10 protein-coding genes and 1 pseudogene are annotated in these 15,607 nt (G+C 67.3%); 5 read left to right on the forward strand and 6 right to left on the reverse strand.

Features of this window, described 5'->3' with window-relative positions; genetic code table 11:
* Window positions 1-37 precede the first annotated feature (37 nt).
* From GT370_RS16440 to gorA, 4 genes are read right to left on the reverse strand one after another with little or no spacing between them, the layout of a single operon-like run.
* Entirely contained in the window at window positions 38-1,714 is a 1,677-nt protein-coding gene (locus GT370_RS16440) for an NAD+ synthase (protein WP_442865452.1), read from the reverse strand.
* Between the two features lie 9 nt (window positions 1,715-1,723).
* Complete coding sequence (locus GT370_RS16445) at window positions 1,724-2,842, reverse strand: nicotinate phosphoribosyltransferase (RefSeq protein ID WP_008494938.1); 1,119 nt, start codon at window positions 2,840-2,842, stop codon at window positions 1,724-1,726.
* A gap of 11 nt (window positions 2,843-2,853) precedes the next feature.
* Window positions 2,854-4,242, reverse strand: coding sequence for a class II 3-deoxy-7-phosphoheptulonate synthase (locus GT370_RS16450; RefSeq protein WP_008494939.1), 1,389 nt, complete (start codon window positions 4,240-4,242; stop codon window positions 2,854-2,856).
* Between the two features lie 58 nt (window positions 4,243-4,300).
* Complete coding sequence (gene gorA / locus GT370_RS16455; RefSeq protein WP_008494941.1) at window positions 4,301-5,662, reverse strand: glutathione-disulfide reductase; 1,362 nt, start codon at window positions 5,660-5,662, stop codon at window positions 4,301-4,303.
* Window positions 5,663-5,818: 156 nt separating this feature from the next.
* Between gorA and GT370_RS16460 the strand changes: the two genes are divergently transcribed.
* Both GT370_RS16460 and GT370_RS16465 read left to right on the forward strand, forming a co-directional pair.
* Window positions 5,819-8,260, forward strand: a complete 2,442-nt coding sequence (locus GT370_RS16460) for a tetratricopeptide repeat protein (RefSeq protein WP_270183405.1) — start codon at window positions 5,819-5,821, stop codon at window positions 8,258-8,260.
* On the forward strand, window positions 8,206-8,490 hold the full coding sequence (locus GT370_RS16465) for a hypothetical protein (RefSeq protein ID WP_270183406.1): 285 nt from the start codon (window positions 8,206-8,208) through the stop codon (window positions 8,488-8,490). The genes GT370_RS16460 and GT370_RS16465 overlap by 55 nt, the downstream gene beginning before the upstream one ends.
* A 75-nt stretch (window positions 8,491-8,565) precedes the next feature.
* Here the strand turns inward: GT370_RS16465 and GT370_RS16470 are convergent, their stop codons facing one another.
* A complete protein-coding gene (locus tag GT370_RS16470) occupies window positions 8,566-11,655 on the reverse strand; it encodes a glycosyltransferase (protein ID WP_270183407.1) in 3,090 nt (1,029 codons plus the stop codon).
* Between the two features lie 255 nt (window positions 11,656-11,910).
* Here GT370_RS16470 and GT370_RS16475 point away from each other — a divergent pair, with 255 nt between their 5' ends.
* Window positions 11,911-12,336 carry a hypothetical protein gene (locus tag GT370_RS16475; RefSeq protein WP_270183408.1) on the forward strand — a complete coding sequence of 142 codons (426 nt, stop codon included), beginning with the start codon at window positions 11,911-11,913 and terminating at the stop codon, window positions 12,334-12,336.
* 111 nt (window positions 12,337-12,447) lie between these two features.
* Here GT370_RS16475 and ygfZ read toward each other — a convergent pair whose 3' ends face one another.
* Window positions 12,448-13,263 carry a CAF17-like 4Fe-4S cluster assembly/insertion protein YgfZ gene (ygfZ, locus tag GT370_RS16480; protein ID WP_008494946.1) on the reverse strand — a complete coding sequence of 272 codons (816 nt, stop codon included), beginning with the start codon at window positions 13,261-13,263 and terminating at the stop codon, window positions 12,448-12,450.
* A gap of 80 nt (window positions 13,264-13,343) precedes the next feature.
* On the opposite strand from ygfZ, the pseudogene GT370_RS16485 reads away from it, so the two are divergent.
* Together GT370_RS16485 and GT370_RS16490 are read left to right on the forward strand one after the other, a co-directional pair.
* A pseudogene (locus tag GT370_RS16485) lies at window positions 13,344-14,236 on the forward strand (glycosyltransferase family 9 protein).
* 8 nt (window positions 14,237-14,244) lie between these two features.
* Window positions 14,245-15,570 (forward strand): dihydroorotase, encoded by a 1,326-nt coding sequence (locus tag GT370_RS16490; protein WP_008494949.1) that lies wholly within the window; start codon window positions 14,245-14,247, stop codon window positions 15,568-15,570.
* Window positions 15,571-15,607: the final 37 nt, after the last annotated feature.

Here is a 15,607-nt window from a genome sequence, read left to right on the forward strand (position 1 = left end):
AGGAATTACAGCGAATATTGCGGGACGCTGACCCGAGCTATTTGATAAGGTTGGTAAACCCGTTGGTCAGCGGATAGCGCCTGTCGCGCCCGAAGGCTTTCGCGGTGATCTTCACCCCCGGCGGGGCCTGGCGGCGCTTATATTCGGCGCGGTCCAGCAGTTTGATTACCCGCAGCACCGTCTCGCGCGCGAAGCCCTCCGCCACGATCTCCTCGGCCGAGCGCTCGCCCTCGATCAGATGTTCCAGAATGGCATCCAGCACCTCGTAAGGCGGCAGGCTGTCCTGGTCGGTCTGGTTGTCGCGCAGTTCGGCCGAAGGCGGCTTGGTGATGATGCGCTCGGGCATCGCCGGGCCGGGCGCGGTCAGCGCGCCGTGCGGGTGGTGTTCGTTGCGCCAGCGCGAAAGCGCGAACACGGTGGTTTTGTAGATATCCTTCAGCACCGAGTAGCCGCCGCACATATCGCCATAAAGCGTGGCGTAACCGACTGACATCTCCGACTTGTTGCCGGTGGTCAGCAGCATCGGGCCGAATTTGTTGGAAATCGCCATCAGGATCAGCCCGCGCGAACGGGACTGGATATTTTCCTCGGTGATATCCGCCGCCTTGCCGGCAAAGGCCGGGGCCAGCGCCGCCTCGAACGCCTCGGTGGCGCCGGAGATGGGGATGGTTTCGTAAGGGATTCCCAGCATCCGCGCGCATTCGGCCGCGTCTTCCAGGCTGTGGGCGGAGGTATAGCGGCTGGGCAGCATCACCGCGCGCACGCGCTCCGGCCCCAGCGCATCGGCGGCGACAGCGGCGGAGATGGCGCTGTCGATCCCGCCCGAGAGCCCCAGCACCACGCCGGGGAAGCCGTTCTTGTTCACATAATCGCGCAGGCCCCACATCATCGCCTGATAGATCAGCGCGTAGCGCTCCGGCTCCGGCGCCAAGGTCTGCGGCGCGCAGACCAGCCCGGCCTCGGTGCGGGTCCAGCTTGTGAGGGTGATCGCTTCCTCGAAATGCGGCATCTGCACCGCCAGCGAGCGATCGGCGTTCAGCACGAAGGAGGCGCCGTCGAACACCACCTCATCCTGGCCGCAGACCTGGGCGGCGAAGACATAAGGCAGGCCGGTTTCCACCACCCGCTCCACCGCCAGTGTGACCCGGCGGGTCTGCTTGCCATCCTCGAACGGCGAGCCATTGATGGAGAGCAGCATCTCCGCCCCGGTTTCCGCCAATGTTTCCGAGACGGCGGGCAGCCACCAATCCTCGCAGATCATCAGCCCCAGCCGGAAGCCACGGAACGGCACCGGGCCGGAGGGCGTGCAGGCATCGAACACGCGCTTTTCGTCGAACACGCCGTAATTGGGCAGCTCGACCTTGGCGCGACGCGCGGCGATGCGCCCGCCTTCCAGCAGAAAGGCGGCATTATGCAGCTTCCCGCCATTGCGCCAGGGCAGCCCGACGATGATTCCCGGCCCGCCATCGGCGGTCTCCGCCGCCAGCGTTTCCGCCGCCGCCTCGCAGGCGGCGACGAAGGCGGGTTTCAGCACCAGATCCTCCGGCGGATAGCCGGCGATGGAGAGCTCCGGTGTGACCACCAGATCCGCCCCCAGCCTCGCCCCTTCGGCACGGGCGGCGCGCAGCTTGGCGAGGTTTTTGTCGATCGCGCCCAGATGCAGATTGATCTGCGCGATGGCGATGTTCAGCGTGTCACTCATCTCGTCAGCCACAGGCTCCGTTTACCCCTTGGCCGGGCGGAGCAGGAACTCGCGCCCGATCTTCACCCGCGGCACCCCGTCATAGGCGACGATGTCGGCGGTGGCATAGGTCTCGCTCCAGCTCTCGGGGATGAAGCTGCCGGTGCCGACCACGTCGATCGGCGCCTTGGCATCGGCCATCACCGAGCATTTCTCCACGCCGAAGCCGGAGGAGGCGACGATTTTCACCGCCCCGAACCCGGCCTCGTTCAGCGCCTCGCGCATCTTCCAGATGGCGGCGGCGGAGACGCCGGTGCCGATCAGGTAATTCAGCTCGCGCTGGCTGCGATAGCGGCGCATCGCGCCCGGCGCGTTGCGCTCCAGCACGGCGTAGCTCTCCTGCGGGCCGAGCCCTTCCAGATAGCGCCCGCCATGGGTGTCCAGCCGCACCGAGATGCGCCCGGCGGCGGCCAGCTCCGGAAAGCGCCGGCAGACTTCCAGCGCATCCGTCACTTCCCGGCCGAAATAATCCACCAGCACGGTCAGCGGCTCGTCCGGGAAGGTCTCGCGGAACATCTCGGCGGCGCGCAGCGTGGAGTTGGCGTAGCCGATCAGCGCGTGCGGCATGGTGCCATAGCCGTGCGGGGCGCCGAAATAATGCGCCGTCCAGTCATTGGCGTTGCCGATGAAGCCCCTCGCCCCTTCGGCCTGGGCGGCGCGGGAGCCGACGGCGCAGCCATAGGCCATGATCTCCTGCATCTCCGCCCCGGCGCAATGGCGGGCTTCCATCGCCAGGAAGGCGGCGTTGGGCAGGGCCATGGCCATCTGGTAGGCGTTATGCGCGGCGACACAGGCGGGGCCGATTTTCTGCAGCGCCAGGGTTTCGAGGTCCGAGAGCGCGACGAAGGAGCCGGTGACATAAGCCAGCGGCTCGCCGGCCCCGACCCAGGCACCTTCCTTGTGCGGCAGCTCGATCTGGAAATCCCGCCCGCGCGTGCGCGCCACGCTCTGCAGCCACTCGACCATGATCGAGGGCGCAGAGACCACCGGGCGGCGCAGGAAGATCGCGTAGGTCACCCGGGCATCGCCGAATTTGGCGACGATCTCCCGGGTGCGGTTGAAATAGGCGTCTGTCCGCGCGGCGATGTCGCTATCGGACAAAGGCGCCGGGGTCACGCCTTGGCTTTCGAGGCGCGGCGGGATTTCAGCTCATCGGCCAAATAGAACGCCACTTCCAGCGATTGCTCGGCGTTCAAGCGCGGGTCGCAGAAGGTCTCGTAACGCTCGCCCAGCCCGTCCTCGGAAAGGCCGCGCGCGCCGCCGACACATTCGGTGACGTCCCGCCCGGTCATTTCCAGATGCGCGCCGCCGGCCACGGTGCCCTCGGCCTCATGCGCGTCGAAGAAGCCGCGCAGCTCGGCGACGATATCGTCGAAGCGGCGGGTCTTGATCTTGGCGGCGGTGGTGATGCCGTTGCCGTGCATCGCATCGCAGAGCCAGACCGGGCTGCGCCCGGCCTGCTTCACCGCGCGCAGCAAAGGCGGCAGCTTTTCGGCCACCTTGCCCGCCCCCATGCGGGTGATCAGGGTCAGCCGGCCGGGCTCGTTCTCCGGGTCCAGCACATCCATGATCCGCAGCAGATCATCCACCTCCATGCTCGGGCCGACCTTCATGCCGATCGGGTTCTTGATGCCGCGCATGAATTCCACATGCGCGCCATCGAGCTGGCGGGTGCGGTCGCCGATCCAGAGGAAATGCGCCGAGCAAGCGTAATTGTCGCCGCTGGTGGAATCCACCCGGGTCAGGGCTTCCTCATAAGGCAGCAGCAGCGCCTCGTGGCTGGTATAGAAATCCGTCTCGCGGATCTGCGGGGTGGCGGCGCTGGAGAGGCCGCAGGCGGCCATGAAGCGCAGCGTCTCGTCGATGCGCGTGGAGAGATCCTGGTACTTCGCCGCCAGCGGGGATTTTTCGACGAAATCCAGGTTCCAGCGATGCACCTCATGCAGGTCCGCGTAACCGCCGGAGGCGAAGGCGCGCAGCAGGTTCAGCGTGCCGGCGGACTGGAAATAGCCGAACTCCATGCGCGTCGGGTCCGGGATGCGGGCCTGCGCGGTGAATTCAGGCGCGTTGATGATGTCCCCGCGATAGGAGGGCAGGGTGACATCGCCAATGGTCTCATTGTCCGAGGAGCGCGGCTTGGCGAACTGCCCGGCCATGCGGCCCAGCTTCACCACCGGCATGGCGCCGCCGAAGGTCAGCACCACCGCCATCTGCAGCAGCACGCGGAAGGTGTCGCGGATCACGTTGGCGGTGAAATCGCCGAAGCTCTCGGCGCAATCGCCCCCCTGCAGCACGAAGGCCTCGCCCTTGGCGGCGGCGGCCAGATGCGCCTTCAGGTTCCGCGCCTCGCCGGCAAACACCAGCGGCGGAAACTTCGCCAGGCGCGCTTCCATCGCGGCGAGCTTGGCCGGGTCCGGATAGCTCGGCACCTGCCGGATCGGGCAGGTGCGCCAGCTTTGCGGGGTCCAGCCGGACAGGGTGGCTGGGGTGATCGTATCCATGGTGTCTCCAGACGGGCGTTCCTTATCCGCCCTATAAAGCGCGATTTGAAAAGAAACGCTACTCGGCCGCCGCCAAGGCCCCGGCAACCCTGGTCTGTGTGCGCATGGTCACGAATTCCTCGGCCGCTGTCGGGTGGATGCCGATGGTACGGTCGAAATCCGCCTTGGTCGCCCCGGCGATGATCGCCACCGCCAGACCCTGCATGATCTCCGGCGCATCCTCGCCCAGCATATGCGCGCCCAGCACCTTGTCCGTGTCCGCATCCACGATCAGCTTCATCAGCGTCTTGCGGGCCCGGCCGGAGATTGTGTGGCGCATCGGGGTGAATTTCGAGACGAAGATCTTCGCGCCCGCCGGGGCCTGGTCCTCGGTGATCCCGACGCTGGCGATGGGCGGGATCGAGAACACCGCACTTGGCACGTTCGCAAGGCTCACCCCGCGCGGCTTGTTGCCGAACAGACTATCCGCCAGCGCATGGCCCTGGGCGGTGGCGACGGGGGTGAGGTTCACCTGGTCGGTGACGTCGCCCAGCGCGTAGATATGCGCAACATTGGTGGCGAAATCCGCGCCGATGGGGATTTCCCCCTTCGGTCCGGTTTGCACCCCGGCGGCGCCGAGATTGAGCCCCCTGGTATTGGGCGCGCGGCCGGTGGCGAAAAACACCAGATCGACCTCGATGACGCTGCCGTCCGAAAGCCGCACCTGCTTGGCGCCGCCCTCGGCGGTGATCGCGACCGGTAGCGTGCCGGGATGCTGGCGCACGCCACTCTGCTCCAGCGCCTCGGCCAGCCCGGCGCGCAGATCCGCATCGAAGCCGCGCAGAGGCAGGGGCTGGCGATAGATCAGATGGGTTTGCGCCCCCAGCCCGGCGAACACCCCGGCGAATTCCACCGCGATATAGCCGCTGCCGACCACGGCGACGCGTCTGGGCATCTCCGGCAAGGCGAAAATATCATCCGAGACCACGGCATGCTCGGCGCCGGGAATCTCCAGCCCGGTCGGGTGGCCGCCCGTGGCGATGAGGATACGCTCGGCGGTGATGCGCTCGCCCCCGACATCGAGCGTATGCGCGTCGATGAAGGTGGCGCGGGCATCGAAGATTTTCGCCCCGGCATTCTCCAGCAGCCGGCGATAGATGCCGTTGAGGCGGGAAATTTCCTTGTCCTTGGCGGCGATCAGCGCGGCCCAGTCATGCCCGCCCTTGGCGATGTCCCAGCCAAAGCCGCGCGCGTCATCCGCCGCGCCGCCATATTCGGCGGCCATCACCATGAATTTCTTCGGCACGCAGCCGACATTCACGCAGGTGCCGCCCCAGAAGCGCGCTTCGGCGACGCCCACCCGTGCGCCGTGTCCCGCGGAAATCCGCGCGGCGCGCACCCCGCCAGAGCCGCCGCCGATCACGAAGAGGTCGAAATCCATCGATGAAGATCCTGTCATTTCCGCATTTACCTAATATGCGGAAGCTGCTTTTACCAATGCACGTCCTTCGGGGCGGGTCATCTTCCCGCGCCCGGTTGAAAAACCGCAGCCATGCAGGGACCATGGCGCGGGGCGAGGTGAAACAGGGAAGACGGCATGGCTCATGCCGGGGCGGGGATGATGGAACAGGCCGACGCGCAGACCACGACAATATCCGGCTATCTTGACCGGCTCGGCGAGGGATTCGAGGTGCTGGGCTGGGCCTGGAACCCGGAGGACCCGGCGCAACGGCTTGAGATCGAACTATCGGTGAATGGCATCCTCGCCGGGCGGACGCGGGCGGATCTGCTGCGCGGCGATGTCGCCGCCGCCGGGCTTGGTGATGGCTGCTATGGCTTCGCCTGGCAGCTCGACGTGCCGGTGCTGCCGGAAGCGGCCGAGGAGGTCGTGATCACCGCCCGGGATCTGGCCTCCGGCGCGGCGCTGGGTCATGAGCTGCGGCTGGATGCGGTGGCGCTGGCCGCACGGCTGATGGAGGCCGCCACCGCGCGTGACGGCGAGGGGCGGTTGCATGCGATGCGCATGGCGGCGCGGCTGGCCCCGGCTGACCCCTGGTATGTGATGACGCTGGCCGAAACGCTGCGCAATGCCGGCCATGCCATTGAGGCGGCTGAGCGGCTGCAGGGCCTGTTATCGGCGCAGCCGAGCTTCTGGCACGCGCATGTGGCGCTGGGCCATATCGCCCGCGACCGTGGCGACCATGAAGCGGCGTTGGCCTGGCTGGAGCAGGCGGCGCGGATGGCGCCGAATGAAATCTCGCGCTGGCTGGATATCGCCGAGGCGTTGCGCGCACTGGGGCGCATCGGCCCGTCCATGGAGATGCTGGACCGCGCCGCCGAGATCGATCCCGGCCATTGGGCGGTGGCGCTGGGGCGCGGCCATGGCGCGCGTGCCCAGGGCGAGCATGATCTCGCCCGCCAGCATTTCCAGGCGGCGGTGCGGCTGGCCCCCGATGAGCTGGCGCCGCGCCTGGCCTTGATCGACGCGCTGCGCGATGCCGGGGCGCTGGACGAGGCGCGCGCCGCCGGCACCGCGCTGCTCTCCTCCCATCCCGGCCGGGTGCCGGTGCTGGTGGGGCTGGCCTATACCGAACGCCAGGCGGGCGAGCCGCAGCAGGCAGCGCATTGGTTTACCGAGGCGCTGGCGCTGGAGCCGGAAAACCCGACCTTGCTGGCCGAACTGGCCCGGCAGGATTATCTGCTCGGCCGTCAGGCGGAGAGCAACGCGCATCTGCGCCGGGCGCTGGCGCTGGCGCCGACCCATACCGATGCGGTGTGCCAGCTCGCCGGCCAGGCCTTGACCGTGGGCGACGCCGCCCAGGCCTATCAGATCTATGAGGATGCCGCCCGCGCCAAGCCCGGCGAGATCGCGTTCCGCTTCGGCATGCTCGACACGCTGGCCTGGCAGGGCAAGCTGGATGCGGCGCTGGAGGGGCTGCAGGCGCTTGAGCAGGAGCACGGGCTGAGCCCGCAGCTGCAATCCTGGCGGATCACGCTGCTGCGCCGCACCGGCCGGATGGATGAGGCGCTCAGCGTCGCCCGCGCCGCGACGCTGGCGGCGCCGAAACAGTTCTGGCTCTGGGTCGAGCGCTTCCAGACCGAGTTGCTGGCCGGCAGCGATGCGATGCTGCAGAAGGCGCTGCTGGGCATTCCCGCCCTTTCGCGGGCCGAGCGCGGGGTGCGCCGGCGCTGCGTCGGGGCGCTGGCGGAATCGCTCTGGCAGATGGATGCCGCCCTGGCGCATTACGAGGCGGCGGCTGAGCTGAGCCCGAATGACGCGTCGCTGCAGGAGGCGCTGTGCCGGGTGAAGCTGATGCGCTTCGATCTGGACGGCGCGCGTGGGCATTTGCGCCGCCACTACGCGCTGATCGCCGCCGAGCGCCGGCTGCGCGGAGAATCGCTGAACATCTCCCAATCTTTGCTCGGTCAGATGATCGAGGAATATGCGCTGGACGCGGCGATGGCGGGCAGGCTCGCCGCCCTCAACGCTTTGCCGCTGCCGGAGCGGCTGGAGCCCTGCGCGGCTTTGGTGCGCGAGGCGCCGGAGAGCACCGCCCCGGCCGCCACCCTGCTGCTGGCGCTGCGCCAGGCGGAAAAACTGGAGTTTTCCCCGGTGCGCGGCGCCGCCGCGATCCCGCAGGTGATCAACGCCTATTGGCACGAAACCAATCTGCCGGCGGATCTGGACGCGATGATGCAGGGCTGGCGGGCGCGCAATCCCGGCTTCGCCTGGCGCCGGTTCGACGATGCCCAGGCGCGCGACTATCTCGCCGGCAAATTCCCGCAGCCGGTGCTGCAGGCCTATCTGCGCGCCAAGGAAAAGCCGCAGAAAGCCGATATCTTCCGGCTGGCGCTGCTGGTCGAGGAAGGCGGCATCTATGTGGATGCGGATGACCGCGCGCTGGCGCCGCTCAGCCGCATCCTGCCCGCCGGTGCCGAGCTGGTGCTGGCGCAGGGGAGTTTGGCTGTGTGGCGAATCATTTCATGGCCGCCATGCCGGGCCATCCGCTGCTGCGCAACGCCCTGCATTCCTTGGTGAATGCGATCAATCGCGGCGACAATGAAATCCCCTGGCTGCTCTCCGGCCCGGCCTTGCTCACCCGCACGCTGGGGCTGCGCGTGGCGCAGGCCGGTGGTCTGCCGCCGGGCATCCTGCTGCTGGAGCGCCGGGTTCTGGGCCGGCATGTCGCGGCCGGCTGCTTCGCCGCTTATAAAAATTTCGACATGCGCAACCGCCGCCGCATCGACGCCGCCGCCGAACTGGGCTGAGGCCCGGTTAGAGCAACATCCGATCAAACGGATTCGTTTGATCGGATAAAGTTGCTCGCCAAACTCGGCGTTTTTTCAGGCCGGGCTGGGGGCTTTCGCCTTCGCCGGCTTCGGCGCCGCCTTCACGCTCTCCCGGGGCTGGTTCAGCACGATCCGGTTCAGCCGCTCCAGATCCTCGGGCTTGGAGAAGAAGGCCTCCGGCAGCGCGCCCTCGCGCACCGGGCTAACCGTGCCGGCGGCAATCTCGTCGATCAGCGCCAGCACCGCGGCGGCATCGGCGGGGAAGGGGAAGACCACGCCAAACCCGGCCTTGCGGATCCGGTCCGCCGGCGCGCCGATATCCGGGGCCAGCGGGATGAAGCCGTGCTTCACCAGCTCGGAGAGGGTGTAGCTATAGGTCTCCGGCCAGGCCGGCAGGAACAAAGCCAGCCGTCCCTTGGTCTGCGCCAGCAGCTCGGGCAGCTCCTCGGGCGTATATTTGCCGGTGATGGTGACATTGCCCACCGCCCGCAGCGCCTGGTCGATATTGGTGTAGCCGATGACGCGGAAGCTGAGATGCGGATGCGTCAGCCGCGCCCGCCTGGCGATTTCCAGCAGCTTGTCCGAGCCCTTATGCGGGCCGATGGCGCCCAGCATCACGATCTCGGTATCATTGCCCGCCCGCGCGGCGGGGGCGGCGCCGTCCCGGCTTTCCGGATGCGGCAGCACGTTGAACTTGATCTGCGCGAACACCTTGCGAAGATAGCCGACGGCATTTTCCGACGGCGCGATGACATGGGTGAATTTCGCCAGCAGGCTGTCGAACAAAGCGCGATGCTCCGCCGGGCTCAGCTCGTTCAGCACCGAGGTCTCATGCGCCCCGCCCATCTCCACGCAGCGCCCGCAGGTGGCGGCATCCGCCCCGCCGCAGAACCGGCCGATCGCGTCGATCATCGTCACGCGCGGGCAGAGGGCGTAGAAATCATGCGCCCAGTACAGGCTGTGGCGCGTCCCCAGCCAGTCCCGCAGCCCGGCGATGACGCTGGCCGGAAAGCCCAGCAGCTGATGCGCCAGCACCAGCCGCGGATCGGCGACATCCAGCAGCGCGAACAAGTCCGCCGCCTCGTCCTTGTTGAAATGCGCGCATAGCAGCGGCGTGGCGCAGGAGAGCTCAACCAACCCGCTTTCGGTGACGCTGAGCGAGAGCCGGGTGGCGCCGCCATAGCCGACCTCGCGTTCGATATCGCGGATTGCCTTCGGTGTGCCGCCTTCCAGCGCGTTGGAGGTGACCAGCGCGAAGCGCGCCCCTTGCGCCCGCGCCCGGGCGAGGCGGGCGCGGTCCAGCGCCCAGCGCAGCTGGCGCAGCCCGTCACGGTCCTCGAAAGCCATGATCAGCGGGGTATATTCGGGGTAGAGCGCATTCAGCCGGGGCTGGTTCTGCGCCACCAGGCTGGCGCGCTCATTGCCGAAGGAGATGCTCTCCTTGTGCTCGACGATGACGCCGCCAGCGGCGACATTGCGATAGCCCAAGGCGGCGGCGCGGGCGCAGAAATCATTTTCTTCCCCGTAGCCGCGCCCAAACGCCTCATCCAGCGCGCCGATCCGCGCCATCACCTCGGCCTTGATCAGCATGCAGAAGCCATGGCCGGTCGGCACATCCGCGCACAGCCCGGCATTCTCGGCCAGGGCCAGGGCCGCCAACTCCGGCCAGCTGATATCGGCCAGCGCCGCCTCGCGCAGCTCCGCCGACGGGTAGGAGAAGATGGTGGCGTTGCTGGACATGGCGGTGACGGTGCCGATCGCGGGATCCGCCGCGGCGACGCGCAGCAGCTCATCCAGCCCGCCGGCGAACATCACCGTATCGGAATTCAGCAGCAGCACATCGCTGCCCTTGACCAGCGCCAGGCCGCGATTGACGCTGCCGACGAAGCCGAGATTGTCGCCATTTTCCAGCAGCACGACGTTCGGCAGCCCGGCATAGCCGGCCAGCATCGGCGCCATCGCTTCATCCGGCGAGGCATCGTTGATCAGCACCAGCAGATCGGTCTCGGCCTGGCGATGCGCCAGAACGGATTCGATGCAGGCCTGGGTGACCTCTACCCCGCGATAGATCGGCATGACGATGGCGACCCGCTTGCCGCCGCCCGGGGCGGGCAAGGGGGCGGGCTGGCGGTCGAGCACCAGCCCGTCCTGGGCGCGCATCTTGGCCAGAAATTCCTGCAGGGCGGCGGTCAGCAGCGCGCGCTCCCCGGTACCGATTCCCGGCAGCCCGGCATGCGCCAGATGCGCCGCGCGCTGCAGGGCGGCCACCGCCGCCGGGCGCCCGGCGAGCAGATAGGGACCATCGAACAGATCCCGCTTGCCGCCGGCGAAGCGCAGCGTCAACGAGACCGGCTGGTCGGCGGCCTGTTGCAGCGGATCCAGGCTGATATCGAAGCCCGGCGTCGGGGAGTCGGGGAAATGCGCCTGCACATCCGTGCGCTCAAGGTCGCAATGATCGGTCTCTTCGAGGATGCCGTTGCGATACACATCGAGCGCGAAGATGCGCTTGGGCACATCCGGGGAGAGCACCCAGCCGACCATGCGGGTGGGCGTGATCGTCTCCAGATGGGCGCGTAAGGCCAGATTGCAGCTGGTCCGCCCGATATTTTGGCCATTCGCCGCCACCTCCAGCAGCATCTCGCCGGCGCCGAAGCAATCCGCATCCAGCGTCAGTCTGAATCGCGCCGGGGCGAAGAGCGGGTCGGCGGGCTGGGCCTCGAACACGCTTTGCCCGCGCGCCACCTCCTGACCCGCCTGGTTGCGCACAGTGATGAAAGGGGCTTGCTTCGCCGGGGCGCGTTCGCTCACCCAGCCGACCAGCTGGTCGCCCTCGAGACTGAACAGCCCATCGAACAGGCCGGGCCCGACGGCCACAGGCGAGCCGATCAGCTCCTCACCATTGCCGAGGACGCGCAGCAGGCGCGGCTCCTCGCTCAGCGGCACGGCGATGCGATAGCCGAAGGTGGTGCGGCCGAGGCCCAGCGCGGCCAGATCCGGCCGGTGGCGGGAGGCGCGGCCCTTGGCCAGCAGCTTGCCCTCCTGATCCGTGACGGTGATGGCGCAGTTGCCGGTATCGGGCACGGAGGTGGCCCAACCGGTCAGGTAGCTGCCTTCCATCGTGTCCACATGTCCCCTGATCGCCATCAAATCTCCGTTCGTCGGACCGTTCCGGTGCCGTCATCAGAACCGGCATTCGTGGCGAGTTTTTGACGATCGGCGTGCCGCACTCAAGAGCAGATATCGGAAAATACACGAAATTCCGTCAAATGCCCGGTATGTAACGAAATTTTATGCTGCGTTGCAGAATTATAATTTGAATCATGATGAAAGGCATGGTCTATTCGTTCCATAGACGCAATGCAATTCCAGGTGGTGTCGATGCGGTCCTACAACTATTTAATGGCCGATAACGATTCCGCGGCTGGGCATTATGTCGAGCTGCGTGAGGAAAAATTATTTGGCCTGATCCGTGCCGTGCTGGAGATGGTCGAGGTCGATGAGGCTTGGTATCTCGCGACCAATGCGGACGTGGCACAGGCCGTCAGCGCAGGAAAACTCTCCTCCGGCAAGGCGCATTATGTCGCCGCCGGTTACTTCGAAAACCGCCTGCCCCGGCCCGTGCTCGTCGATGAGGCGTGGTATCTGGCCGAATATCCCGATGTCGCCGAGGCCATCGCCAATGGCGGCGTTGCCTCGGCAACGCTGCATTTTCATAATTCTGGGTTTCTCGAGGGGCGTCTGCCCCATAAAGGCTGGTCGGTGCTGCGTGATGGCGCCAGTGCCGCCGTGGTGCGCCTGCCCGCGCGCGTCGCCGAACGCGCCTGAGGCGTCCGCTTAGAGCATCAAGCTTTTAGCTTGATGCTCTAGCTTTTGTTTTAGCGAGCAATTTCATGTGTTTATATTGACGCTGGCGCGTCAACCTAAACACATATTGCTCTAGGACAGGCTGGGCAGCCTGATCCAGCTCATCGGCAACGGCGTCACCTGGGTGCCGTCGGCTTCCAGCGCCTTGCCCAGCGCATCCAGCCGCAGCGTCGCCAAGGCCAGATCGCCGGCGCTGGAGCGCAGCGTGCCGACCTCCTGGCCCTCGGCCAGGATCGGCGTGCCGGGCGGCAGGCCGGGCGTGGCAAGGCGCACCGGCAGCAGCCGGCGCTTGATCAGACCGCGATATTTCGTGCGCGCTGTCAGCTCCTGGCCCATATAGCAGCCTTTTTCGAAATCCACCCCGCCCAGCTCCTCGAACCCGGCTTCCAGCAGCAGGCTCTTCTCCGGCTCCAGATCCGGCGGGCCATCGGGCAGGCCGAGCCCGATCCGGTGCGCGGCGTAATCTTCCGGTGTGGCGTTGGCGGTGATCAGCGCCTCCGCCAGGCAGCGATAGCCGGCCTCGGGCAGGCGCGGATCGGCCGCGGTCAGCGGGATCTGCGGCGGCCTGCCGCCCCAGACGGCATAGACATGCAGATCCTCTGAGACATCCTTGATCTCCACCGCGCTGCGCAGCTTCATCCGCCGCAGCTTTTGCGCCAGAGCAGGGATCTCGGCGCGGGGCAGGTCCAGCAGCAGCCGCTCGCCATCCGAGAGAATGAAGAAATCGACAAGATATTTGCCTTGCGGGGTGAGCAGAGCCGCCCATACGGCCCGGCCCGGCCCGGCCCGGGCGACATCGTTGCTGACCAGCCCGTTGAGGAACGGCACACGCTCGGCGCCGGTGAGTTCCAGAACGCCGCGATGCGGCAGATGCGCGATGCTGCTCATGCCGGCAAAATGGGCGCGCCAGGGGCGAACGGCAAGAGCGGTTTGCCGCCGCCGCCAGGGCAGGCTACAGGCGCTGTTACATGAATATCCTGTTCATAACCTCGTCGCGGATCGGCGATGCCGTGATTTCCTGCGGCATATTGGAGGCGCTGCGGCTGCAATATCCGCAAGCGCGCTTCACCGTCGCCTGCGGCACGGTGGCGGAGGGGGTGTTCACCCGGTTTCCGGCGCTGGAACGGTTGATCGTGTTCGAGAAAGAGCGTTTCGACCGGCATTGGCTGCGGCTCTGGGCGAAGCTGGCGCCGCATGTCTGGGATATCGCGGTGGATGTGCGCGGCTCCGCCATCACCCTGGCGCTGGCCGTGCGCAAGCGGCACATGCTCAAGGGCGGCCGCCGGCCGGGGCGGCGCTATATGCAGCTGGGCACCGCGCTGGGCTTCGCACCGCCGCCGCTGCCCGTCGCCTGGACCGCGCCGGAGGACGACGCCAAGGCGGCTCTGCTGCTGGGGGACGGCCCGATCATCGCCCTGGCGCCGACGGCGAACTGGGAGGGCAAAATCTGGCCGGCGCAGCGATTCATAGATTTGTTTTATGAATTATCCGCCCGCATGCCCGGCGTGCGCGCCGCCGTGTTCGGCGGGCCAGGCGCTGCCGAGGCGGCGCTGGCGGCCCCGGTGCTGGCAGCGCTGCCCGGGGCGATCGATCTGGTCGGCACGCTCTCGCTGCCGGAGGCCGCCGCCTGTCTGCGCCGGGCCTGCCTGTTTGTCGGCAATGATTCCGGGCTGATGCATCTCGCCGCCGCCGCCGGCACCCCCACGCTGGGCTTGTTCGGCCGCTCGCGCGCCAGCGAATATGCCCCGGCCGGGCCGCGCACCGCCACCGCCATCGCCCCGGCCCGGAGGGTGAGGCGCCGATGGCGGGGCTCAGTGTTGAGGCTGTGGCCTCTGCCGCATTCACGCTTCTCGGCCTATAGGAATTGCCATGAGCTATGATCTGATCCTGGAAAACGGCATTGTCGTCCTCCCCTGGGGCGAGGCCAGCGCCGATATCGCCGTGAAAGACGGCAAGATCGCCGGCATCGGTAAAAATCTCGGGGCGTCGGCGGCGCGCTTCAACGCCGCCGGGCTGCATGTGCTGCCGGGTGTCATCGACCCGCATGTGCATTTCCGCGATGGCGGCAAGGGCGGGGTCGAGGGCGTTGAGGATATGCGTTCGGGCTCGCTGGGCGCGGTGCTGGGCGGGGTAACCGCTTGTTTCGACATGCCCAACACCAACCCGGCGGGTGTGGATGTTGCGAGCCTGACCGCCAAGCATGATTACATCGCTGGCCATGCCTGGTGCGATATGGGCCTGTTCGCCGGCGCCACCATGGATAATCTGGACGAGACCGGCACGCTGGAAACCCTGCCCGGTGTGTGCGCGATGAAGGTCTTCGCCGGCTCCTCCACCGGCAATCTGCTGGTCTCCGACGATGAAAGCATCGAGCGGCTGATGCGCTCGGGCCGCCGGCGCGTCTCTTTCCACTCCGAGGATGAGGAGCGGCTGCAGGCGCGTCGGGCGCAGTTTGAGGGCGGCGGGCCGTATAGCGACCATTATGTCTGGCGCGATGAGGAATGCGCCTTCAAGGGCACGCGCCGGATCACCGCGATTGCCGAGCGCACCGGCCGCCCGGCGCATATTCTGCACGTCTCCACCGCCGAGGAATTCGCCTTCCTGAAGGCGCATAAGGATCTGGTGGGCTGCGAGGTGCTGGTGAATCATCTGCTGCAATGCGCGCCGGATGTGTATGAGCGGCTTGGCCCCTATGCGGTGATGAACCCGCCGCTGCGCGACAAGCGCCATATGGATGCCGCCTGGGAAGCCGTGGCCGATGGCACGGTGGATAATATCGGCTCGGACCACGCGCCGCATCCGCGCGCCGCCAAGGAAAAGCCCTGGCCCGCCACCGCCGCCGGCCTCACCGGCGTGCAGACCAGCCTGCCGTTGATGCTGACCCAGGTGAATGAGGGAAGGCTCTCGCTGCTGCGCCTCGCGCAGCTGATGTCCGAGGGCCCGGCGCGGATCTATGGCGCGGTCGGCAAGGGCCGCATCGTGACCGGGAATGACGCGGATTTCTCCGTGGTCGATCTGAAGGCTCGGCGTAGCATCGAGAATAGCTGGATCGCCAGCCCATGCGGCTGGACGCCGTTTGACGGCGTCGCCTGCACCGGCTGGCCGATGGCCACCATCATCCGCGGCCAGGTGGTGATGTATGAAGGCCAGGTGACCGGCGAGCCGCAGGGCCAGGCCGTGCGCTTTCGGAGCTGAGGGTTTTCAAACCGCCCGGCATCCCGCATCCTCCTCA

It is taken from the genome of Acidocella sp. MX-AZ03 (assembly GCF_027626035.1).
In the GTDB taxonomy this organism is placed as follows: Bacteria; Pseudomonadota; Alphaproteobacteria; order Acetobacterales; family Acetobacteraceae; genus Acidocella; species Acidocella facilis.

What these genes read in the sequence shown, in the direction of transcription:
- GT370_RS16450 (WP_008494939.1), bottom strand. Translation starts at nt 4,242, where the DNA reads ATGGATACGATCACCCCAGCCACCCTGTCCGGCTGGACCCCGCAAAGC.
- gorA (WP_008494941.1), bottom strand. Translation starts at nt 5,662, where the DNA reads ATGGATTTCGACCTCTTCGTGATCGGCGGCGGCTCTGGCGGGGTGCGC.
- GT370_RS16460 (WP_270183405.1), top strand. Translation starts at nt 5,819, where the DNA reads ATGGCTCATGCCGGGGCGGGGATGATGGAACAGGCCGACGCGCAGACC.
- GT370_RS16465 (WP_270183406.1), top strand. Translation starts at nt 8,206, where the DNA reads ATGGCCGCCATGCCGGGCCATCCGCTGCTGCGCAACGCCCTGCATTCC.
- GT370_RS16470 (WP_270183407.1), bottom strand. Translation starts at nt 11,655, where the DNA reads ATGGCGATCAGGGGACATGTGGACACGATGGAAGGCAGCTACCTGACC.
- GT370_RS16475 (WP_270183408.1), top strand. Translation starts at nt 11,911, where the DNA reads ATGGCCGATAACGATTCCGCGGCTGGGCATTATGTCGAGCTGCGTGAG.
- ygfZ (WP_008494946.1), bottom strand. Translation starts at nt 13,263, where the DNA reads ATGAGCAGCATCGCGCATCTGCCGCATCGCGGCGTTCTGGAACTCACC.
- GT370_RS16490 (WP_008494949.1), top strand. Translation starts at nt 14,245, where the DNA reads ATGAGCTATGATCTGATCCTGGAAAACGGCATTGTCGTCCTCCCCTGG.